Source organism: Geodermatophilus sp. URMC 65 (assembly GCF_053502545.1).
In genome coordinates this window covers 4,733,287-4,753,992 of record NZ_CP199954.1, presented here as the reverse complement: position 1 = coordinate 4,753,992, position 20,706 = coordinate 4,733,287, and the positions used below count along the sequence as shown (strand labels likewise).

General features: G+C 74.4%; 21 protein-coding genes and 1 riboswitch. Of the genes, 5 read left to right on the top strand and 16 right to left on the bottom strand.

Features of this window, described 5'->3' with window-relative positions:
- Positions 1-137 precede the first annotated feature (137 nt).
- Positions 138-298: riboswitch (cyclic di-AMP (ydaO/yuaA leader) on the bottom strand.
- 215 nt (positions 299-513) lie between these two features.
- Both ACWIX7_RS22985 and ACWIX7_RS22980 read left to right on the top strand, forming a co-directional pair.
- Positions 514-1,611 carry an LLM class flavin-dependent oxidoreductase gene (locus ACWIX7_RS22985; RefSeq protein ID WP_448618714.1) on the top strand — a complete coding sequence of 366 codons (1,098 nt, stop codon included), beginning with the start codon at positions 514-516 and terminating at the stop codon, positions 1,609-1,611.
- Positions 1,608-2,228: an FMN reductase gene (locus ACWIX7_RS22980; RefSeq protein ID WP_448618713.1), complete on the top strand. Its 621-nt coding sequence runs from the start codon at positions 1,608-1,610 to the stop codon at positions 2,226-2,228. Before ACWIX7_RS22985 ends, ACWIX7_RS22980 begins: the two co-directional genes overlap by 4 nt.
- Positions 2,229-2,331: 103 nt before the next feature.
- On the opposite strand, the gene ACWIX7_RS22975 is transcribed toward ACWIX7_RS22980, so the two are convergent.
- The 8 genes from ACWIX7_RS22975 to ACWIX7_RS22940 form a co-directional block, all read right to left on the bottom strand.
- Positions 2,332-2,613: a type II toxin-antitoxin system RelE family toxin gene (locus ACWIX7_RS22975; protein WP_448618712.1), complete on the bottom strand. Its 282-nt coding sequence runs from the start codon at positions 2,611-2,613 to the stop codon at positions 2,332-2,334.
- Complete coding sequence (locus ACWIX7_RS22970) at positions 2,610-2,876, bottom strand: type II toxin-antitoxin system Phd/YefM family antitoxin (protein ID WP_448618711.1); 267 nt, start codon at positions 2,874-2,876, stop codon at positions 2,610-2,612. Before ACWIX7_RS22970 ends, ACWIX7_RS22975 begins: the two co-directional genes overlap by 4 nt.
- A gap of 210 nt (positions 2,877-3,086) precedes the next feature.
- On the bottom strand, positions 3,087-4,661 hold the full coding sequence (locus tag ACWIX7_RS22965) for a glutamate synthase-related protein (RefSeq protein WP_448618710.1): 1,575 nt from the start codon (positions 4,659-4,661) through the stop codon (positions 3,087-3,089).
- A gap of 179 nt (positions 4,662-4,840) precedes the next feature.
- Positions 4,841-5,080 carry a GntT/GntP/DsdX family permease gene (locus ACWIX7_RS22960; RefSeq protein WP_448622183.1) on the bottom strand — a complete coding sequence of 80 codons (240 nt, stop codon included), beginning with the start codon at positions 5,078-5,080 and terminating at the stop codon, positions 4,841-4,843.
- Entirely contained in the window at positions 5,077-5,274 is a 198-nt protein-coding gene (locus ACWIX7_RS22955; protein WP_448618709.1) for a GntT/GntP/DsdX family permease, read from the bottom strand. The genes ACWIX7_RS22960 and ACWIX7_RS22955 overlap by 4 nt, the downstream gene beginning before the upstream one ends.
- 136 nt (positions 5,275-5,410) lie before the next feature.
- Positions 5,411-6,958, bottom strand: a complete 1,548-nt coding sequence (locus ACWIX7_RS22950) for a gluconokinase (protein WP_448618708.1) — start codon at positions 6,956-6,958, stop codon at positions 5,411-5,413.
- Between the two features lie 46 nt (positions 6,959-7,004).
- Entirely contained in the window at positions 7,005-7,640 is a 636-nt protein-coding gene (locus ACWIX7_RS22945; protein ID WP_448618707.1) for a DivIVA domain-containing protein, read from the bottom strand.
- A 211-nt stretch (positions 7,641-7,851) separates the two neighbouring features.
- The gene (locus tag ACWIX7_RS22940) at positions 7,852-9,183 is read right to left on the bottom strand and encodes an MFS transporter (protein WP_448618706.1); all 1,332 of its coding nucleotides are present in this window, start codon (positions 9,181-9,183) and stop codon (positions 7,852-7,854) included.
- Positions 9,184-9,335: 152 nt separating this feature from the next.
- Here ACWIX7_RS22940 and ACWIX7_RS22935 point away from each other — a divergent pair, with 152 nt between their 5' ends.
- Positions 9,336-9,968 (top strand): TetR/AcrR family transcriptional regulator, encoded by a 633-nt coding sequence (locus tag ACWIX7_RS22935; RefSeq protein WP_448618705.1) that lies wholly within the window; start codon positions 9,336-9,338, stop codon positions 9,966-9,968.
- Between the two features lie 172 nt (positions 9,969-10,140).
- A complete protein-coding gene (locus tag ACWIX7_RS22930) occupies positions 10,141-10,542 on the top strand; it encodes a cupin domain-containing protein (RefSeq protein WP_448618704.1) in 402 nt (133 codons plus the stop codon).
- Positions 10,543-10,828: 286 nt separating this feature from the next.
- On the opposite strand, the gene ACWIX7_RS22925 is transcribed toward ACWIX7_RS22930, so the two are convergent.
- Positions 10,829-12,097, bottom strand: coding sequence for a GAF domain-containing protein (locus ACWIX7_RS22925; RefSeq protein WP_448618703.1), 1,269 nt, complete (start codon positions 12,095-12,097; stop codon positions 10,829-10,831).
- Positions 12,098-12,302: 205 nt separating this feature from the next.
- On the opposite strand from ACWIX7_RS22925, the gene ACWIX7_RS22920 reads away from it, so the two are divergent.
- Entirely contained in the window at positions 12,303-14,126 is a 1,824-nt protein-coding gene (locus ACWIX7_RS22920; RefSeq protein ID WP_448618702.1) for a flavin-containing monooxygenase, read from the top strand.
- Between the two features lie 425 nt (positions 14,127-14,551).
- Here the strand turns inward: ACWIX7_RS22920 and ACWIX7_RS22915 are convergent, their stop codons facing one another.
- The 7 genes from ACWIX7_RS22915 to ACWIX7_RS22885 all read right to left on the bottom strand — a co-directional run bounded on the left by ACWIX7_RS22915 (position 14,552) and on the right by ACWIX7_RS22885 (position 20,695).
- Positions 14,552-15,460, bottom strand: coding sequence for a hypothetical protein (locus ACWIX7_RS22915; RefSeq protein ID WP_448618701.1), 909 nt, complete (start codon positions 15,458-15,460; stop codon positions 14,552-14,554).
- A gap of 113 nt (positions 15,461-15,573) precedes the next feature.
- Positions 15,574-17,385: a CHAT domain-containing protein gene (locus ACWIX7_RS22910; protein ID WP_448618700.1), complete on the bottom strand. Its 1,812-nt coding sequence runs from the start codon at positions 17,383-17,385 to the stop codon at positions 15,574-15,576.
- Positions 17,382-17,798: a CU044_2847 family protein gene (locus tag ACWIX7_RS22905; protein WP_448618699.1), complete on the bottom strand. Its 417-nt coding sequence runs from the start codon at positions 17,796-17,798 to the stop codon at positions 17,382-17,384. The genes ACWIX7_RS22910 and ACWIX7_RS22905 overlap by 4 nt, the downstream gene beginning before the upstream one ends.
- A 292-nt stretch (positions 17,799-18,090) precedes the next feature.
- The gene (locus tag ACWIX7_RS22900) at positions 18,091-18,714 is read right to left on the bottom strand and encodes a GDSL-type esterase/lipase family protein (RefSeq protein ID WP_448618698.1); all 624 of its coding nucleotides are present in this window, start codon (positions 18,712-18,714) and stop codon (positions 18,091-18,093) included.
- Positions 18,715-18,856: 142 nt separating this feature from the next.
- On the bottom strand, positions 18,857-19,627 hold the full coding sequence (fabG, locus tag ACWIX7_RS22895) for a 3-oxoacyl-ACP reductase FabG (protein ID WP_448618697.1): 771 nt from the start codon (positions 19,625-19,627) through the stop codon (positions 18,857-18,859).
- A gap of 127 nt (positions 19,628-19,754) precedes the next feature.
- Positions 19,755-20,174: a DUF350 domain-containing protein gene (locus ACWIX7_RS22890; RefSeq protein ID WP_448618696.1), complete on the bottom strand. Its 420-nt coding sequence runs from the start codon at positions 20,172-20,174 to the stop codon at positions 19,755-19,757.
- A gap of 44 nt (positions 20,175-20,218) precedes the next feature.
- Positions 20,219-20,695, bottom strand: coding sequence for an AAA family ATPase (locus ACWIX7_RS22885; protein WP_448618695.1), 477 nt, complete (start codon positions 20,693-20,695; stop codon positions 20,219-20,221).
- Between the last annotated feature and the right edge of the window lie 11 nt (positions 20,696-20,706).

Here is a 20,706-nt window from a genome sequence, read left to right as displayed (position 1 = left end):
GGGACGCCGGCGGATCGGGGGTGCCGGCGGGCGCGGTCTGGTGCCGGGTCAGCTGCCCGGGGAAGAGGCGCGGAGCGCGCGTGGCCGGGTCGACCGGCGAGCCGCGAGGGCCCGGGGGCGGGGCATGCGGAGTGCTCCGTTCTTCCGTGAGCCGCCTACCGAGTTAGCTGACGGGTTCGGGCGGGAAGCAGCCCTACCGGCCCGCGTTTCGTGCACGCGGGCGGGATTCACCCCAGTACTGCGGTGGGTCCCCGGCTCGCGCCCGCTGGTGGCGGACACGACTCGGCGGCGTCCGGTCAGGCTCCCCGAGCGGGGACGAGACGACCGACCGGACGGAAGCCACCGTAAGCGGCGTTACCGTCCCGTGACAATGCCGGGGACCACATGTGTGACGCGAGTGACGTCGCCGTGCGGCGCCCGCCCTCCCTCCGGGGGAGCCGGCCGAGGGGAATACCACGGGACCGGATGCGTTGCACCGGCCGGTAGTTGCACTCTCAACCAACGGAGACCGACATGCAGTTCGGCGTCTTCTCGGTCAGCGACATCACGACCGATCCCACCACCGGCCGCACGCCCAGCGAGGCGGAGCGGATCCAGGCGATCGTCACCATCGCGAAGAAGGCCGAGGAGGTCGGGCTCGACGTCTTCGCCCTGGGCGAGCACCACAACCCGCCGTTCTTCTCCTCCTCGCCGACGACGACGCTGGCCTACATCGCCGCGCAGACGTCGCGGCTGCAGCTGTCGACGGCGACCACGCTGATCACCACGAACGACCCGGTGAAGATCGCCGAGGACTACGCGATGCTGCAGCACCTGGCCGGCGGCCGGGTGGACCTGATGATGGGCCGCGGCAACACCGGCCCGGTGTACCCGTGGTTCGGGCAGGACATCCGCAACGGCCTGCCGCTGGCGGTGGAGAACTACGCGCTGCTGCGCCGGCTGTGGGACGAGGAGGTCGTCGACTGGTCGGGGCAGTTCCGCACGCCGCTGCAGGGCTTCACCTCCACCCCGCGGCCGCTGGACGGCGTCCCGCCGTTCGTCTGGCACGGCTCGATCCGCTCCCCGCAGATCGCCGAGCAAGCCGCCTACTACGGCGACGGCTTCTTCTCCAACCACATCTTCTGGCCGGCCGAGCACACCGCCCGGATGGTCGAGTTCTACCGCCGCCGCTTCGAGCACCACGGTCACGGCAGCGCCGACCAGGCGATCGTCGGGCTCGGCGGGCAGGTGTTCATGCGGAAGAGCAGCCAGGACGCCGTCCGGGAGTTCCGCCCGTACTTCGACAACGCGCCGGTCTACGGCCACGGCCCGTCGCTGGAGGACTTCTCCCGCGAGACGCCGCTGACCGTCGGCTCCCCGCAGCAGGTCATCGAGCGGACCCTCGGCTTCCGCGACTACGTCGGTGACTACCAGCGGCAGCTGTTCCTCATCGACCACGCCGGCCTGCCGCTGAAGACGGTGCTGGAGCAGCTGGACATGCTGGGCGAGGAGGTCGTGCCGGTGCTGCGCCGCGAGTTCGCTGCGCTCAAGCCGGCGCACGTGCCCGACGCCCCGACCCACGCCTCGCTGGTGGCGGCCCGGCAGGCGTCCCTCGAGGAGGTCTCCGCATGACCACCCGCACCCTGGCCGTCGTGAGCGCCGGGCTGTCGACCCCGTCGTCGACCCGGCTGCTGGCCGACCGGCTCACCGCCGCGACCGTCGCCGCCCTGCGCGAGCGGGGCGACGACGCGACGGTGGAGGTCGTCGAGCTCCGTACGCACGCCCGCGACCTGGCCGACGACCTGGTCACCGGCTTCGCCAACGAGTCGCTGCGCGCGGCGATCGACACGGTCACCGGCGCCGACGGGCTCATCGCGGTGACGCCGGTGTTCTCGGCGTCCTACAGCGGGCTGTTCAAGACGTTCTTCGACGTCCTGGACAAGGACTCCCTCACCGGGACGCCGGTGCTGCTCGGCGCCACCGCGGGCACCGCTCGGCACTCGCTGGTGATCGAGCACGCGATGCGGCCGCTGTTCGCCTACCTCCGCGCCATCCCGGCGCCCACCGGCGTCTTCGCCGCGCCGGAGGACTGGGCCGGTGCCGGTGGCGTGGACGCCGAGCTGGCCCGGCGGATCGACCGCGCCGCCGGTGAGCTGGCCGACCTGGTCGCCGGCCGGCCGGCCGTCAAGAGGCCGGTGGACCCATTCGCCGACGTGCCCTCCTTCGAGGAGCTGCTCCGCGGCCACTGAGGCCCGCACTCCCCCGCGATCACGGCGCCGGGACCACCTCCGCAGCTCGGTGGGGGGGTCCCGGCGCCATGATCGTCAAGGGACGTCGCTTCGGACCGGTCAGTCAGCCGGCTCGGTAGGCGTCGCGGCGGTGGTCGATCCTGAGGACGACCACCTCGCGCGGCTCGTCGAGGACTCGGTACAGGACGCGGTAGGTCCCGCGTCGAGCCGACCACACCCCGGCCAGATCGCCACGCAGCGGCTTGCCGACCCTGCGCGGCTCCCGGACCAGCGCCGTGGTCAGGAAGTCGATCACCGCGACGGCCACCGGCTCCGGCAGCTGCTCGGCCAGCGCCCGCCTCGCCGGAGGCGTCAAGACGAGCTCGTACGGCTGCTCTCCCGTCACTGCCGCAGCCGACGGACCGCCTCCACACCGCGCACCACGTCGCCTCGGGCATAGGCGGCATCCGCCTCCCGGATGTCCGCCAGGGCCTCCGGGTCGTGGAGGACCGACAGCGTCTCCTCGAGCCCTTCCAGGTCCTCGGGACTGATCAGCACCGCCGCAGCCCGCCCGTTCCGCGTGATCACCACGCGCTCATGCTGGTGTTCGACCCGGTCGATGACCTCGGACAGGTGATCACGCACTGCGCGAAGCGACTCCGTCGTCATGGCCACAATTGTGGCGTTGCCAGCGCCTCGCCGTCCACCGTCGGCACGAGAGGGTCCCTGTTGCCCCGTCATCCGGGGCTCCCGTCTGGCGACCATTCCGGCGCGACCAGCAAGTACCCGTGCCCGGACCGCGATCATGGAGTTCTGTAGGCGACACGCCGACATGCGACCGCGCGTCGCGCCCAGAACCTCATGATCGCGCGGATGGACTCAGCGGACGGCGTCCTCCGAGGGGACGGCGGAGCCGCCCTGCGGGGCCTCGGCCGTCATGATCCGGGCGATCTCCTCGCGGTCGGCGGCCGAGGGCAGCCCCCACCCCGGCTGGTAGCCGTAGACGTCCCCCAGCGGCGTGGACGCCGTGCGCCCGGTGAGCACCTCGACGGAGGAGGCGTCGATGAGCCCGGGGTGCTCGACACCGCAGGCCTCCGCGACCTTGACCAGGTCGCGGCGCAGCGTCCCGATGTAGTTCGCCGCCCGGACCGACTTCAGCCGCGGGTCCAGACCGTGCGCCAGCCACGGGTTCTGCGTGGCGACCCCGGTCGGGCAGGTGTCGGTGTGGCACTTCTGCGCCTGGATGCACCCGATCGCGAGCATCGCCTCGCGACCGACGTTGACCATGTCGCAGCCGAGCGCGAACGCCACGATCGCGTTGTCGGGCAGGCCCAGCTTGCCGGCGCCGATGAAGGTGACCTGCTCGTGCAGCCCCGCGCGGGCGAACACCGAGTGGACGCGGGCGAAGCCGAGCTGGAACGGCAGGGACACCGAGTCGGTGAAGATGAGCGGCGCAGCCCCGGTGCCGCCCTCGCCGCCGTCCACGGTCACGAAGTCCACGCCGCGGCCGGTGCTCGCCATCAGGTCGGTCAGCTCGTGCCAGAAGGTCATGTCACCGACGGCGGACTTGATGCCCACCGGCAGCCCGGTCTCGGCGGCGAGCAGCTCGACCCAGTCCAGCAGGCTGTCGGTGTCGGAGAACTCCGCGTGCCGTGACGGGCTGATGCAGTCGACGCCCTCCGGCACGCCGCGCGCGGCCGCGATCTCCGTCGACACCTTCGCGGCCGGCAGGACGCCGCCCAGGCTGGGTTTCGCGCCCTGGCTGAGCTTGACCTCCAGGGCGGACACCGGCGCCGAGGCGACGAGGTCCTTGAGCCGCTGCAGGTCGAAGCGGCCCTGCTCGTCCCGGCAGCCGAAGTACGCGGTGCCGATCTGGAACACCAACTCACCGCCGTGCCGGTGGTGCACCGAGAGCCCGCCCTCACCGGTGTTCTGCAGGCAGCCGGCCAGCGCCGCCCCGCGGTTGAGCGCCTCGATCGCCGCGCCGGACAGCGAACCGAAGCTCATGGCCGAGATGTTCACGACGGAGGCCGGCCGGAACGCCCGCGCCCGCCCGCGTGGTCCGCCGAGCACCTTGGCGCTGGGCAGCGCGACGTCGTGGCCTGCGTGGACGGAGGTGGGCGGCACGGCCCGGCCGAACGTGCGGTGGTTGATGACCGGGTAGCCGGCGGTGAACTCCAGGTCGTTGTCGGTCCCGAAGCCGAAGTAGTTGTTGTCGTGCTTCGCCGACGCGTAGACCCAGCGCCGCTGGTCGCGGGTGAACGGTCGCTCCTCGTTGTTGCCCGCCACGAGGTACTGGCGGAGCTCAGGGCCGACCGACTCCAGCAGGTAGCGGGCGTGGCCGATCACCGGGAAGTTGCGCAGCAGGGTGTGCTCGCGCTGCAGCAGGTCGCGGGCGGCGACCGCGGCGAGACCGGCCAGGCCGGCTCCGGCGAGACGGAGGGTGCGTCCCATCGCGCCACGATGTCACCGCGGCCCCGGTTGCGGCGGTCCGGTCGCCGCGGCGTCTGCGCCCGGCCTCACTGACCTCCGTCCTCGGTCGCGCCCGAGCCTGCGAGGGGTGGGGAGGACGGGCGGCCCCCTGCGGGGTCCCGCCGCGAGCCTGCGAGCGGTGGGGGGCAATGGGTCCTCTTTCAGAGGACCAGGCTCAGCACCAGCGCGAAGAGGAAGCCGAGGCTGCCCAGCAGGGTCTCCATGACCGTCCAGGTCTTCAGCGTCGTCTTCTCGTCCATCCGGAAGAAGCGGCTGACCAGCCAGAAGCCCGAGTCGTTGACGTGCGAGAGCACCGTCGCCCCACCGGCGATCGCGATGACGACGAGCGCCAGGTCGACCTGCGAGAGCCCCTCCGTCGCCTCGACGACCGGCGCCCTCAGCCGGCCGCGCTGGTCAGCGCGACCGTCGCCGAGCCCTGCGCCACACGCAGCAGCACCGAGATGACGAACGCCGCCACGATGACCGGCAGCCCGATGTCCCCGAGGACGCCAGCCAGCGCCTGGCCGATGCCGCTGGCCCCCAGCACGCCGCCGAACATGCCGCCGGCGCCGGTGATCAGGGTGATCGCGCACACCGGCCCCAGGGCGCTGCTGACGATCGCCTCGACCTGGGCACCGCACGCCGAGCACCACCATCGCCACGAGCACGGTGATGAGCAGGGCCACGGGGGTGGCGCCGATGAGCTGACCGGCGCGCACGAGGACGGCGGGTCAGACGGGGTGGGGCGGGTCGTCCAGGGCGTCCAGCGCGGTGAGGACGTCGGTCAGCGCGTCGGTGGAGCGCTCCACCAGCGGCCGCAGCTCGCGGTACACCGCGGCCTCGGCCGGCTCCGGCTCGACCGGGTCGTGCACGGTCACCAGCGCGGTCGCGGTGTCGAGGTCGGGCAGCGCGCCGAGCGCGTGCAGACCGAGCAGGCAGGCGCCCAGGCCGGTGCCCTCCGGCGAGTCGGCGACCCGCACCGGCAGGTCGAGGGCGGCGGCGAGCGTGCGCACCCACAGCGGCGAGGCCACCGCTCCCCCGGTGGCGCGCACCTCCCGCACCGGGACGTCGGTGGCGGAGAACGCGTCGCGCACCAGCGCCAGCTGCTGGCAGACGCCCTCGACCGCGGCCCGGACCAGGTGCGGCCTGCGGTGCTCCCGGCGCAGCCCCAGGTAGGCCCCGCGGAGGCCCGAGCGCCACCACGGCGCCCGCTCGCCGAGCAGGTAGGGCAGGCACAGCAGCCCGGCGCTGCCGGCAGGGACCCCTGCCGCCTCCTCGAGCAGGCGGGCGTCGAGCGCGTCGGCCTCCTCGCCCTGCGGCTCGGCCCCGCCGGGCTCGACGGCCAGCGCGTGCGAGGCCCAGCGCACCACCGACCCGCCGTTGTTCACCGACCCTCCGACCACCCAGTGCTCGTCGGTGAGCGCGTAGCAGAACAGCCGGCGGCCGGGGTCCACCCGGGGCGTGGGGACGACGACGCGCATCGCGCCGCTGGTGCCCAGCGAGACCGCGGCGACCTCCGGGCGCACCGCGCCCACGCCGAGGTTGGCCAGCACCCCGTCCGAGGCCCCGATGACGACCGGGGTCTCCGCGGGCAGCCCGGTCGCGGCGGCCACCTCGGCGTGCAGGGCCGGCAGCACCGCCGTCGTGGGCAGCACCTCGCCGAGCTGGTCGGCCCGCACACCGGCGATGCCCAGGGCCTCGTCGTCCCACCGGCCGGCGCGGATGTCGTACATCCCGGTCGCCGAGGCGCACGAGCGGTCGACCACCATCGGGCCGCCGCACAGCGCCGCGAGGACGAGCTCCTTGACCCCGCCCCAGCGCGGGGTCGCGGCCACCCGGTCGCCGTCCTGCGCCCGCTCCCAGGACAGCTTCACCAGCGGCGACATCGCGTGCACCGGCGTACCGGTCCGGGTGTGCAGCGCGGGGGCGCGCCCGTCGGCGTGCAGGGCGCGCGCCCACTCGGTGGCCCGGGCGTCGGCCCAGGTGACCAGCGGCCCCAGCGGCGCGCCGTCGCCGTCCATCGGCACCACCCCGTGCATGGCAGCCGACAGCGCGATCCCGACGACCCGGTCGCCGCGCTCGCGGGCGTGCCCGGCGATGGCGGTGAGCGCCTCGACGGCGGCCTGCTGCAGCCGGCCGGCGTCGAGCTCGGCGCGGCCGGGGCCCGGCACCAGCAGCGGGTAGCCGACGCTCAACAGGTCGCGGACGCGGGCGTCGACACCCGCGGTCACCGCCTTCGTCGCCGTCGTCCCCGAGTCCAGCCCGACGACGACGTCCACGCGCACCTCCCGCTGGGGTCCTGCGATCGGGCCCGACGCTAGCGGCTCACCCGGCCAGTGGCGCGCGGGCGGGTTGCTCCTCCACTGCCAGGGCCTGCAGCACCTCGTCCAGCTGCACGGTCAGCCGGCGGACCTCGGCGTGCGCCAGCGCCAGCTCCTCCTCCGCGGCCGCCCGGGCCTCCTCGGCCTCCGCCCGCATGCGCTCGCAGTCGGCGACGGCGCCGTCGCGGACCTCGCGGGCCCGCCGGAGCAGCGCGTCGGCCTCGGCCCGTGCCACTCCACGGATCCGGTCGGCGTCCGCGGCGCCGGCCTCGGTCAGCCGAGCGGCCTCGTCGGCGGCCAGTCGCAGGATCTCCCCGACCCGCTCGGAGGTGCGCACCTGCTCGCGACCGGCCGGGGAGCAGGCCAGCAGCCGGCGGGAGATCTCCAGCTCCGCCGAGCAGGCGCCGTACCGCGTCAGCAGGTCGTCGTTGGCCCGCCGGACAGCGAGCAGCTCGGTCTCGGCCCGGGCGACGTAGTTGTCGACCTGCAGCCGGTCGTAGCCGCGCAGCGCGGCCCGGAAGACCGGCCGCGGTTCGAGCAGGGCGTCGAGCTCACCCGAGGATGCGGGGTCCGTCCAGGGGAACGGCGGCCCTCCGGACCCGGACCAGCCGCCGGCCGGGACCTCGTTGCGTCGGAACACCGCGCCTCCCTGCGTCCTGCGTTCCTGCCGAGGGCCGGACGCTGCCAGACCGCGGGGACCGCGGGGGTGGCCGCGCACCCGGCGTGGCGGGCGCGACGGTGGTGTCCGCCGCCTGCGTGCCCGGCCGGCCACGGCGCGTGAAAGAGGACCCCCTTGCCCCCACCACTCGCAGGCTCGCGGCGGGCCCCTGCAAGGGGGCCGGGGTCCTCGTTCAGCGGTAGGCGGAGCGCCCCCGCAGCCGGGCGCCGACGGCGACGACCAGCGGCGCCAGGACGACGCCGTCGCGGGCCAGCCGCGCGCGCAGCTGGCGCCGGTGCCGGACCACGCCGACGAGGCCGATCGCCCAGAAGACGTACTGGACGGCGAATGCGGCGCGGAAGGCGTCCAGCGGGTAGTCGGTCGAGCCGCCCGGGGTGAGCAGGTCGAGCACCGCGCCCACGGCCAGGACGGTGAGCAACGAGGCGACGAAGCCGCCGACGTTGACCACGCCGCTGGCACTGCCCTGCCGCTCGGCGGGGTTCCAGGTGCGGGCGAAGTCGAAGCCGATCATCGAGCCGGGGCCGTTGGTGCCGAGGACGACCACCAGCAGCACCAGGAGCGGCAGCGGCGCGCGACCGGGCCACAGCAGCACGACGGTCCACATCGCGGCGGTCACGGCCAGGATGCCGAACACCAGCGACGAGCGGCGCAGCGGCCAGTGACCGCACAGCCGGCCGAACAGCGGTCCGACGATGATGCCCACGACCACGAGCAGGGTGAGCAGCCCGGCGGCGGTCCCCGGGCTCAGGCCCTGGCCGAGCACCAGGAACGGGTAGCCCCAGAGCAGCGCGAAGACGGTGCCGGAGAACTGGGTGACCAGGTGCGTGTAGAGGCCGATGCGGGTCCCCGGCTCCCGCCAGGTCAGCGCCAGACTGCGCCGCACCTCCGCCAGCCCGGCGGGAGCGGCCACGGCGGTGCCGGGCGGCGCGTCGCGCAACGCCACGACCACGAGGACGGCGACGAGCACGCTCACCGCCGCCGCACCGAGGAAGGTGCTCTGCCAGGACGTCGAGTGCAGCAGCGCGACCAGTGGGTAGGCCGCGACGATCTGACCGAACTGGCCGAGGATGCCGGTGAGCTGGGTGATCAACGGGATGGTCCGGCCGGGGAACCAGAGCCCGACCACCCGCAGCACGCTGACGAAGGTCATGGCGTCGCCGGCGCCGACGAGCACCCGCGCCGCGATCGCCGTCGGCACGTCACCGGCCACCGCCAGGGTCGCCTGACCGGCGGCCATGGTCAGCGCGCCGGCCAGGATCAGCCGGCGGGAGCCGAAGCGGTCCAGCGCCACCCCGACCGGCACCTGCATCGCGGCGTAGACGACCAGCTGCAGCACGAGGAACAGCGAGACGGCCGAGGCACCGGCGGAGAAGCGCTCCTGGGCCTCCACGCCGGCCACGCCGAGGGAGGCACGGTGGAAGACCGCGACGGTGTAGGCGGCCAGTGCGACCAGCCACATCGCGTAGGCACGGGCCGTCGGTCGGGAGGTGGTCGCGGTCGTCACCTCAGGGACGACGCCGCGAGCGTCCCTGTTCCTTCCCCGGTCCGCCGGTGAGGTCTGTCACCGTGCCTGTGTGCGGCGTCCGGACACGCCGCACGCCGGACACCGGGCGTCGGCGCGGGGCCCCCACCGCCAGGGCCGATACAGTCCCGCGCGTGGGGGGTCTCGTCGAGCTCGGCGACGATCCCACCGTGGGCGACGCCCAGCGCCGCGGCCGGATCCTCGGTGCCCTGGCCACCTGCATGGCCGAGAAGGGCTACCGCGCCACGACCGTAGCCGACATCGCGCGGGTGGCCCGGGTGTCGAAGACCGGGCTGTACGCACACTTCCGCGACAAGGAGGACTGCCTCCTCGAGCTGGTCTCCCGGGCCACGGACAAGGTCCTCGACGAGCTGCGCCGGACCCAGCAGGAGGGTGCTGCGGCGGGGCTGCCGTGGCGCGATCGGATGCACGGCACCGTCTCGGCGCTGCTCTCCGCCCTCGCCTCCGGCCCGGAGATCGCCTGGGCGGTGCTGGTGGAGGTGCAGGCCGCCGGCCGCAGCGGGCTGGCGCTGCGCCGCGACGTCCTCGACCGCTACGTGACCCTGCTGTGCGAGACCGCCGACGACCTGGCCGCCCGCTTCCCCGACGAGGTCCGCCCGGTCGGCGCGGAGCTGGTGCTCGCCGCGGTCGGCGGCATCCACGAGCTCATGCTCGCCCGCGTCGAGCGCGGCCAGGCCGCCCGGCTCACCGAGGACGCCGACGTCGCCGCGGCCGTCCTGGTCGGCCTGTTCGAACGCCGCGGCTGAAGAAGGACCCCGTCCCGTCCCGGGTCCCACCCTGAGCGTGCGACGGGTGGGAGGACGGGGTCCTCCATGCAGGTATGACCGGCGCGGACCGGGGGCAGGAGGACGTCGTCCGCCGGGCCCGACCGGGCCGCGGCCGCACCGACCCCTGCCCGACCGACGAGAGGAGCCCTCGATGGCGTCCGTCATCCACTACACCATCGCGACCGAGGCGGAGAAGTACGACGACTTCCGCCGCGTGCTGTGGACCGGCAAGAACACGCAGCTGGTCATCATGACCATCCCGCCGGGCGGTGAGATCGGCGAGGAGGTGCACGAGGACATCGACCAGATACTCACCTTCGTCAGCGGCACCGGCGAGGCGCGGATCTCGGGCAACAAGAAGCAGGTGGCGCAGGGCGACCTCGTCGTCGTCCCCGCCGGCACGAAGCACAACTTCGTCAACACCGGTCCGAACCCGCTGGTCCTCTACACCGTCTACGGCCCGCCGGAGCACGCCGACGGCGCGGTGCACCGCACCAAGGAGGAGGCCGACGCGGCCGAGGAGTCCGGCAAGGACGAGCCACCGACCGAGTGAGCGCCGGGGTGGGGGGTGCGTCGGGCCCCCCACCCCGTCCGGCCCCACCGCCGGGCCGTGCGAGTCGTACGACCCCCGTCCAGGCGCGGCACCGACCGACGCGCCGGTGCAGTGACCCCCGTCCCGACCGGAGAGCGGGAGGGCACCGTCAAGGCGCACCTGACCGGCGTCTTCCCCAGCGGATCGGCGTCCGGGACCGCACCTCCGCCGCGCTGTGGGTCCGCACCCACCTGCCCGAGGAGCCCGACGCGCCGGCCCCCTGCAGGGTGGGGATAGGGGGTCCTCCTCAGCCGCGCCGCAGCCGCTCCACCAGCGGCGCGGTGGACGCCGGGAGGAGCCGGGCGGCCGGCGTGGGCAGCCGGACCTCGACGGCGACGTCCTCGTCGACCCGGTAGGGCTGGGTCAGCAGCACCGAGCCCAGCGTGCGGCGCAGCCGGGAGACCTCGGCGCGCACGGTGACCGTCCGGGTCGGGTCGCCGAAGAGGTCCGCGGCCAGCGCGGCGGCCGAGCGCCCCGCCGGGTGCCGGGCGAGGGCGAGCAGGATCTCGGCGTGCCGCAGGCTCAGCCCGGCCGTCCAGCTGCCGCTGGCCCCGGTCACCTGCACCTGCGGGCGAGGACCGGCGAGGTCGAGCACCAGCCCCGCCGGCCGGTCGTCGTCCTCCGGGCTCGACGGGCGCAGCAGCCACCCGCCGGGCAGCGGCTCGACGCTGCACCGGCCCAGGGCCGGCACCCACACCGGGCCGGCGTGCACCTCCTCTGGCAGCGCCACCCGGTCGGGCGCGGCCAGGCCGGTCGCGGCGGCGGTGCAGCCGTCGACGCCCACCACCAGCGCCGGGCCGGTCAGGCGGGCGAGGATCGGCGCGGCCAGCGTCCGCAGCCGCTCGACGTGTCGGGTGTGGGCCTGCAGGAGCTCCTGCCCGGCCAGCGCGGCGACGGCGTCGACGAGGGCGATCGTGCTCGGGTGCACCGTCGAGGCGGGGCCGGAGAGGTCGACCACCCCGAGCACCCGGCCGGTGACCGGGTCGCGCAGCGGGGTGGCGGCGCAGGTCCAGGGCTGGTGGCCCTCGGCGTAGTGCTCGGCGGCGTGCACCTGCAGCGGGGCGCGGACCACCACGCTGGTGCCGATGGCGTTGGTGCCGACGACGTCCTCGTCCCAGCAGGAGCCCTCGACGAAGCCCAGCCGGTCGGCCCGCCGGCGCACCTCGGCGCCGCCCTCCCGCCACAGCACCCGGCACCCGGCGTCCACGACCACCAGTACCTGCCCGGCGTCGCGGGCGACCGGCAGCAGGCGCTCGCGCAGCAGCGGCAGCAGCGGGGCCAGCCCGCTCTCCGCGCGGCGGCGCTCCAGCACGGCGCCGTCCAGCAGGGCGACGTCCGGGACGCGGGAGGGGTCCAGCCCGCTGCCGCGCAGCCGGCGCCACGACGCGCCGATCACCGGACGGGGTGCGGCGGGCGGGGTGCCTCCGGACAGGGCCGCGGCGCGCACGCGCGCGAGCAGCCGGGTGTGCACCCGCGGGTCGGCCCCGGGCGGCAGGGCGCTCTGGACGGCGGTCATCGGCAGCTCCTCCACTGTGACCTGCGCCACGACCATAGGCCGTGCAACCCCCTGCAACGGCTGGCACCGGTTCCGATACGCGGGTGTCGTGGGTCACCACCGGCCCACGACGACGCGGGAGGCGCGCAGTGACCGAGCTTGCGAGGGCAGCGATGAGCAGAGCGACCCAGGGCACCTGGCCGACGAGCGCCAGCGAGGAGGACCGGTGACCCAGACCGCCGAACGATCCGAGACCACCGGCTCCCCCACCGAGCGCACCGACGCCTGGCTGGCCGCGTTCGAGGACGCCTTGACCGCCCGGGACGTCGACCGCGCGGCGGGCATGTTCGCCGCGACGAGCTTCTGGCGGGACCTCATCGCCTTCACCTGGAACATCACCACGGTGGAGGGGCCCGACGGCGTCCGCGACCTGCTCGCCACCACGCTCGAGGGCACCGACCCGCGCGGGTTCCGCACCACCGAGGAGCCGATCGAGGCCGACGGCACCACCACGGCCTGGATCGAGTTCGAGACCGCCGTCGGCCGCGGACGCGGGCTGCTCCGGCTGCAGGAGGAGGGCACGAAGGCGTTCACCCTGCTGACCACGCTGTACGAGCTCAAGGGGCACGAGGAGCCGTTGCGCGAGCGCCGGCCGATGGGTGCCGAGCACGGCGCGAACCGCGAGCGCACGACCTGGCGGGAGCGCCGGGAGCAGGAGGAGGCCGAGCTCGGGTACACCACGCAGCCCTACGTCCTCGTCGTCGGCGGCGGGCAGGGCGGCATCGCCCTGGGCGCCCGGCTGCGGCAGCTCGGCGTCCCCGCCCTCGTCATCGACAAGCACGCCCGCCCCGGCGACCAGTGGCGCAGCCGGTACAAGTCGCTGTGCCTGCACGACCCGGTCTGGTACGACCACCTGCCCTACCTGAAGTTCCCGGACAACTGGCCGGTGTTCTCGCCCAAGGACAAGATCGGCGACTGGCTCGAGTCCTACGTCACGGTCATGGAGGTGCCCTACTGGGGCGGCACGGTGGCACGGTCCGCCAGCTACGACGAGCAGGCCGGTGAGTGGACCGTCGAGGCCGAGCGCGACGGTCAGCCGCTCACCCTGCGCCCGAAGCAGCTGGTGCTGGCCACCGGCATGTCCGGCAAGCCGAACGTCCCCCGGCTGCCCGGCCAGGACGTCTTCCGCGGCGAGCAGCACCACTCCTCGGCCCACCCCGGGCCCGACGAGTACAAGGGCAAGAAGGTCGTCGTGGTCGGCAGCAACAACTCGGCGTTCGACATCTGCGGCGCCCTGTGGGAGATCGGCGCCGACGTGACGATGGTGCAGCGCACCTCGACGCACATCGTGAAGAGCGACAGCCTCATGGATATCGGCCTCGGCGACCTCTACTCCGAGCGGGCGCTGGCCGCGGGGGTGACCACGGAGAAAGCCGACCTGACCTTCGCCTCGATCCCGTACCGGATCATGCACGAGTTCCAGATCCCGCTGTACGAGCAGATGAAGGAGCGCGACGCCGACTTCTACCAGCGCATGGCGGACGCCGGCTTCTGGCTGGACTGGGGCGACGACGGCTCCGGCCTGTTCATGAAGTACCTGCGCCGCGGCTCGGGCTACTACATCGACGTGGGCGCCGCCGAGCTCGTGGCCGACGGCGAGGTGAAGCTGGCGCACGGGCAGGTCGACCACCTCACCGAGGACGCCGTCGTCCTCGAGGACGGCACCGAGCTGCCCGCCGACCTCGTCGTCTACGCCACCGGCTACGGGTCGATGAACGGCTGGGCGGCCGACCTCATCTCCCAGGAGGTCGCCGACAAGGTGGGCAAGGTGTGGGGCCTGGGCTCGGACACCACCAAGGACCCGGGTCCGTGGGAGGGCGAGCAGCGCAACATGTGGAAGCCCACCCAGCAGCCAGGCCTGTGGTTCCACGGCGGCAACCTGCACCAGTCGCGGCACTACTCGCTGTACCTGGCACTGCAGCTCAAGGCCCGGTCCGAGGACATCCCGACCCCGGTCTACCGCCTGCAGGAGGTGCACCACACCTCCTGACAGCGGTGATCGCATCGGTTGACGCGTCGGGGGACCGCCAGGGCGAGTCGGCCGGCGACACCCGGTCAGGCCCGCCCGCCCGTCGCGGAGCAGGCCCCGACTGCGTCCCGAGACACGCTGTCGAACATCCTCCGTGGGAGCTCCACCCCTGCTCACAGGTGGGAAGCAGGGGTGGAGCTCCTACGGAGGTACTGCACCCGGCGGCCCCGTCGGCGGTCACGGCGGGGCCCGACCGGGGGCGTGGGCCGGCCGTCCGGTGGGGTCCAGCCCGCACGACGTGTACCTGGCGAGCCGGCACCTTCGGACGACACCCGACCGCGCCAACCCGCCTGAGAAGCGCTGTGAGGCCCCGTGACGCCGACGGCGTCGTGACCCACCCCGCCGGCGGGACGGGTGGTCACGGCGCCGTGCTCGCGGCCCCGTCGTCAGCCGTCGAGGTCGCGCACCCGGACGGTGCCGTCGTTGAGGTTGGTCACGTAGCCGCGCGACCCGTCGGGCAGCACCGCCACCGAGGTCGGGGCGTCGCCGAGCGGGAACGTCGCCGTGACGCTCCAGTCGTCGGCCGCGATCACCGAGAGCGTGTCCGCGTCGACGCAGGTGACGTAGGCGAAGTGGCCGTCGGGGGCCCAGGTGACGTCCTGCGGTCCCGCCCCGACCGGGATGCTGGTGATCACCTGGTCGGTGTTCGTGTCGATCACCGTGACGGTGTCGGCGTCGTAGTTGACGTTGGCCACCAGCGGTCGCACCGGGTTCACCGCCACGCTGTGCGGGCCCGCGTCGACCGGCACCTCCCGTAGCACGGTGTCCGTCGTGGTGTCGATGACCGAGACGACGTTGGAGGTGTGGTCGGCGAGGTAGCCGCGTGCGCCGTCGGGAGTGAACTCGATGGAGTGCGGCAGCGGCCGGACCGGGATCTCGGTCCGGACCTCGTAGGTCCCGGTGTCGATGACCGTGACGGTGTCCGGACCCACGAGGGGCAGGTAGACCCGCGATCCGTCGCGGGTGACCGCGGGCGACCACGGCTCACCGTCCAGGGGGACGGTCGTGACGACCTCCCGCGTCCTGATGTCGAGGACGCCGAAGGCGCCGGCCTCGCTGCCCTTGTCGTACAGGCTGAGGTAGGCCGTCTGGCCGTCCGGGGCGAACGCCACGAACCGCACCGGGCCCACCGGCACGGGGATCTGCCCGATCGTCTGCTCCAGTTCGACGTCGACCACCGTGAGCGTGCGGGCCTCGCGGTTGGCGACGTAGAGCTGCCGCCCGTCCGGCGTGGCCACCGCGTAGCCCGGGGTCTCGCCCACCGGAATCGCCTGGCCGACCGAGGGGAACGGCACGCTCGCAGCCGGGGGCGGTGGGCCCGGGGTGGTGGACGCGGTGGGCTCCGGAGTCGCGGTGTCGGACGCGACCGGCTCGGACCCGGTGTCCTGGCCGCCCGTCCGCGCCGGCGTCAGGGCCAGGGTGACCGACCCGCCGACCAGCACGAGCAGCAGGACGACGGCAGCGGCGGCGACCCGCCGGTTCCTCCACCACGGCTGGAGGGCCAGCACCGGCGGTGGGGGCGGCGAGGAGGGAGGGGGACCCGCTGGAGGTGGGGTCGCCTCAGCTGGGGTCGTCTCCGGTGGGGTCGGCGGGGCTGAGGGTCCCGAGGCGGCCGCGCCGGCTCCGGCCGGGGAGTCGGCGGGCGTCCCCGCGGCCGACAGGCTCCGCGTCGACGTCGGGGACGCCGTCGGGTCCGTGCCGACCGCCTCCCGTCCGGGAGGGCTCCCCTTGGACCGGGCGCGCGGAGCCGTGGCCTTGCGGGGGCGTCCCGGCTGCGGGGTCGTGGTCGGCGCGGGCCCGCCGGCCGGCACGCCCTCGCCGGTGCCGGACCGACGCCGCCGTCCGGCGGGTGTCGTCGCGGCGTCGCGGTCGCGCTGCTCGCCAGCCGCCGTCGCACCACCCTCCGCAGCGGATGCGCCGGTGCTGGGTGAGCCGCGCTGCTGCGCCTGCTCCACGGCGACGGGCTGGGCGGTCCCGGGCAGCCCGGCCCCTGCTCCGCAGCCGCGGGCCCGTCCCGGACCGGCACCCGAGCGGTGTCCGGGGCGACCCGGGGCGGCACCAGGTCGTCGGTGCCGGTGGGTGGGGCCCCCGCGGCCGTCTGCGACGAGGGTGCGACGTCGAAGATGCGCCCGTCGGGGGCGCGCAGGTACAGCACCGGGGTGCCCCACTCGACCTGGTTCGGCTGGAGGCGGATGGCCTTGCGGGCCTCGGCCATGGCCGCGTCGAGCGGGTAGCCGTCGGCGACGGCCTCGTAGAAGCCGCGGGTGAACACGATGGCGGCCCGGTCGGTGATCTCGAACTGCATGGCGACCACGGCGGGGATGCCTTGGTAGATCAGGCTCTGCGCCGTCCCCGAGTAGGGGTCGGTGCGGCCGCCCCGGGCGCCCTCGCAGGAGTTCAGCAGGGCCAGGCGCAGAGTGCGGTGGTCGTGCAGGAGGGCGCCGAGGTCCGAGCCGCTGATGGGCTGCGCCCGGCCGGTCCTCCCCTCCATGGCCAGCTGCCCGTCGCCGAACTCCGAGCTGTACCGCCCGTGACCGATGTAGTGGAAGACGTGGTGCTCGCCCCGCCGCAGCTGGCGTTGCAGCTCGGTCATGGTCCCGTTCGGCGACCGCTCCAGGCGGACCCGTCCGTCGTGCTGCAGGTCCCGGAGCGCCTCCTGCAGCCGGGTCCACTCGGCGTCCACGTCCAGGGGCGGCAGATCGGTGGGACTGGCGACCACCACCAGGATGCGCAGCGGGGGGTGCACCGACAGTGGGCGGATGCGCCCGGGCAGGTCCAGGTAGCGGACCAACGGGGTCCACTCCGACAGCGCCAGGAACCGGCGGGCGTCGGTGTCGTAGAGGTACTCCCACGGCAGGTCGGCCAGCTGGGGCGAGTCGGTCAGCCGCAGCCGCACGCGGAGCCCGGCGTCCCGGCCCTCCGCGTGGTCGAGGCTCGCCGCCAGGGCGCTGTGCACCTGGTCGTGGAACACGGCGTCGAACAGCCGGGCGCCGAAGTCGCGGACCGCGATGGCCTCCGGTTCGTCCTCGCTGCGGACCAGGTACCGGCGCGGCCGGCCGATGCGCAGCAGGAAGTTCTCCAGCTCGAGGTCGGAGAAGGGGATCGTGACCGGCACCGGGCGGGTCTCGCCCACCGGTGAGTGCAGCACCCGGGCGTGGTAGCTGGTCGCCGACGCGGGCTCGACCAGCACGTCGAAGTCCAGGTAGGTGCGCTCGGTCATCCGGCTGTCCCGTCCCTCAGGTCATCCGGGCCGGACTCCGCCGGGTCGGGAGCGGACCGGGGAGCCCGTGCGGGCCGCCAGGTCATCGACACGGTGAAGTTGCCCGTGGAGCTGGCGCCGGCCACGAAGGCCCCCACCTCCGCGCTGAGCTCGAGACCGAAGTCGACCCTGATCTCCTCCGGGCTCTCCGCGACCGACCGCAGTCGCCGCACGAGCGCCTGCACGGCCGGCTGGACGCGGCCGACGGCCTGCTCGAAGCTCTGCTGTGCCTGCAGGACCACCCGCTCGTCCCGGTCCCCCCACCCCCGGGTGACCTCACCGCCGTCGTGTCCGCCGGCCGCGGTGCCGTCCTCGGCCTGCACCAGCACGGTGCCGCCGTCCTCGAGCGGGAACTCCACGAGCCGCTTGACCATGACCGACCACCCATCCGCGAGCCGGGACGCGTCGTCGTCCTCGACACGGATGAGCTCCGGGGAAGCGCGCCTGATACGCCGCTGCGGGATCGGGCCGTGTCTCGACGCAGGCGGGGTCCTCCACCGACGCCGACCCCGGGCACGGCCACGGGCGACACGTCTCCCTCTTCGGAACACATCCGTCCGAATGACGCGTCGGCACCGCTAGGGAGTGTTCCGGTGACCGTCCAGGGGGATGGGTGCGTGTGGACGGCCGCGTGACCGCGTCTGGGGCTCCCTCTCACTGGCGTCCTCAGGCGGCGGCGCCGTCCCGGCGGGCGTGGGCGGCGGCGACGACGTGTGGCACCAGCGCCTCGGCGATGTGCGCGTAGCCGGCCGACGACGGGTGGAAGCGGTCGGCGGAGAACAGCGCCGGGTCGGTGCCGAAGGCCGCGGCCACCGCGTCGGAGACGGCGGCGACCATCGCGCCGTGCGCGCGGGCGACGCCGGCCTGCTCGCGCTGGAGCAGCCTCGAGGCGGTCTGCACCACCGGCCGCAGTGCCGGGGGCACCCACGGCACGGTCGACATGTCCGGCGCCGGGACGACGACCACGTCGGTGCCGGCGGCGCGGAGCCCGGCAAGCGCGCTCGCCAGGGCCGCGGCGGCCTGTGCCGGGGGCACCAGCCGCGCCAGGTCGTTGGCGCCGACCACCACCACGGCGAGATCGACGTCCAGCGGTGCGGCCCGGCGGACCTGCGCGGCCAGGTCGCGCGACACCGCCCCGGGAACGGCGAGCACCGACAGGTCGATGTCGTAGCCGGCGTCGGTCAGGGCGGCGGCCAGGCGCGGGCCGAGGGCGTCACCGGGCCCGGCGGCGCCGGAGCCGTACGCGAGGGAGTCACCGAGGAGGGCGAGTCGGAGGGGCGTGCGGTTCACGCTTCGTGCAACACCGGCGCACGCACCGCCATGCCCGCGCCCCGGACGCTGCGGGGCCCGGCCGGGGTGCCCGGCCGGGCCCTGCAGCGACGATCCCGTCCCGGCACCGCCCTGAGCGAGGGTGGGAGGGACGGGTCCTCTCTCAGGCCTTCGGGCCGCCGGCGGCGTAGACGACCTGGCCGGAGACGAAGCCCGCGCCCTCGCTGATGAAGAAGGACGCCAGGTGCGCGATGTCCTCGGGCTGGCCGACGCGCTGCACCGGGATCTCCTTGGCGGCGTAGGCGATGAAGTCCTCGAACGCGACGCCCATCCGGTCCGCGGTCGCCCTGGTCATCTCGGTCTGGATGAAGCCTGGGGCGATGGCGTTGGCGGTGACGCCGAACTTGCCGAGCTCGATCGCCAGGGTCTTGGTGAAGCCCTGCAGACCGGCCTTGGCCGCTGAGTAGTTGGCCTGGCCGCGGTTGCCCAGCGCCGAGGTGCTGGACAGGTTGACGATCCGGCCCCACTTGGCGTCGATCATGTGCTTCTGCACCGCGCGGGTCATCAGGAAGGCACCGCGGAGGTGCACGTTCATGACCGTGTCCCAGTCGGCCTCGGTCATCTTGAACAGCATGTTGTCGCGGATGACGCCGGCGTTGTTGACCAGCACCGTCGGGGCGCCCAGCTCGGCGGCGACGCGGCTGACCGCGGCCTCCACCTGCTCGGCGTCGCTGACGTCGGCGCCGACCGCCAGCGCACGACCGCCGGCCGCCTCGATGGCCGCCACCGTCTCCTTGCCCGCTGCCTCGTCCAGGTCGACCACGCCCACGGTGAACCCGTCCTGCGCCAGCCGCTTGGCGACGGCCGCACCGATGCCACGTGCGGCCCCGGTGACGATCGCCACGCGGGCGCCGGTGCTGTTCGACTCGCTCATGTGTTGTCCTCTCCGATCCTGCGCCGTCCGGTGCGCTGGAGCACACGGTACGGATCCGGATCGCCGGGCTACCGGCGGGTAGCCCCGCGTGTGCCGCGGCCGGCGCGGCCGGCCGCGACCGGCCTGGTCAGGGCCAGATGCTGGCGACGACGATGCCGGCCACGGCGAGCTGGACGGCGGCGAGCACCAGGCTCGCGGGGTGGAAGGCGACCTCGGTCACGTGCTGGCCGAGCTTGCCCGGGGTCAGCAGGTCGAGCACCAGGAAGGCGATCCCCTGCAGCACCACGCCGAGCAGGCCGAAAACGACGGTGTAGAGCAGCGCCTCGCCGAACCCGCTCGTCGCGTTGGTCCAGATGGCGCTGAAGATGACCAGTCCCTGGGCGAGGAACCCGGCGGCGAGCACGATGCCGGCGTTGACCGACCGCTCCTCATGGATGTGACGGCCGAGGCGACCCGGGGTGAGCAGGTCGAGCACGAGGAAGCCGAGGGTCAGCAGCACGATGCCGACCCCGGTGTAGGCGACGGCGTAACCGATGCTGGCCAGCACGGGGGACCTCCGGAGGACGCGGGACGGGCGGACGCCGGACGTGTCTACCGCACCGGCCTCCCCGGACCCGCCCCGGCGTGTCCCGACGCGCCTGCCGCCCCAGCGGTCCGGACGACGTCCACCCGGTCGAAGCCCTCCTCCGTGGTGGGCGGGACGAACCGCGCCGCCGTCCCGTACAGACCTGCCGGCGGCACCCGGGCCCGCCCCTCCCGCGCGTCGTTGCGCGCAGCGCAGACCGGCACCGGGGTGTCCAGCCAGACCGCGCGGACCCCCACGCCGGCCGCCCGGGCCGCCGCGACCAGCGGCGCACGGTCCTCGGGCGCGGGGTTGGTGTTGTCGACGACCACGCTGCGTCCCTCGGCCAACAGCTCGGCCACCACCCGCCGCTGCCGGGCCTCCCGGCGGCGGGCGTTGGGCCAGTGGTCCTTGCTGACGACGGCGTGGGTGGCGGCCAGGTGCTCGCGCACCCACGTCGACTTCCCGCTGCCCTGCAGGCCGGCCATCACGACGAGCTCCTGCACGGGGCGGCCCC

What these genes read in the sequence shown, in the direction of transcription:
- ACWIX7_RS22985 (WP_448618714.1), top strand. Translation starts at nt 514, where the DNA reads ATGCAGTTCGGCGTCTTCTCGGTCAGCGACATCACGACCGATCCCACC.
- ACWIX7_RS22980 (WP_448618713.1), top strand. Translation starts at nt 1,608, where the DNA reads ATGACCACCCGCACCCTGGCCGTCGTGAGCGCCGGGCTGTCGACCCCG.
- ACWIX7_RS22970 (WP_448618711.1), bottom strand. Translation starts at nt 2,876, where the DNA reads ATGACGACGGAGTCGCTTCGCGCAGTGCGTGATCACCTGTCCGAGGTC.
- ACWIX7_RS22965 (WP_448618710.1), bottom strand. Translation starts at nt 4,661, where the DNA reads ATGGGACGCACCCTCCGTCTCGCCGGAGCCGGCCTGGCCGGTCTCGCC.
- ACWIX7_RS22930 (WP_448618704.1), top strand. Translation starts at nt 10,141, where the DNA reads ATGGCGTCCGTCATCCACTACACCATCGCGACCGAGGCGGAGAAGTAC.
- ACWIX7_RS22925 (WP_448618703.1), bottom strand. Translation starts at nt 12,097, where the DNA reads ATGACCGCCGTCCAGAGCGCCCTGCCGCCCGGGGCCGACCCGCGGGTG.
- ACWIX7_RS22910 (WP_448618700.1), bottom strand. Translation starts at nt 17,385, where the DNA reads ATGACCGAGCGCACCTACCTGGACTTCGACGTGCTGGTCGAGCCCGCG.
- ACWIX7_RS22905 (WP_448618699.1), bottom strand. Translation starts at nt 17,798, where the DNA reads ATGGTCAAGCGGCTCGTGGAGTTCCCGCTCGAGGACGGCGGCACCGTG.
- fabG (WP_448618697.1), bottom strand. Translation starts at nt 19,627, where the DNA reads ATGAGCGAGTCGAACAGCACCGGCGCCCGCGTGGCGATCGTCACCGGG.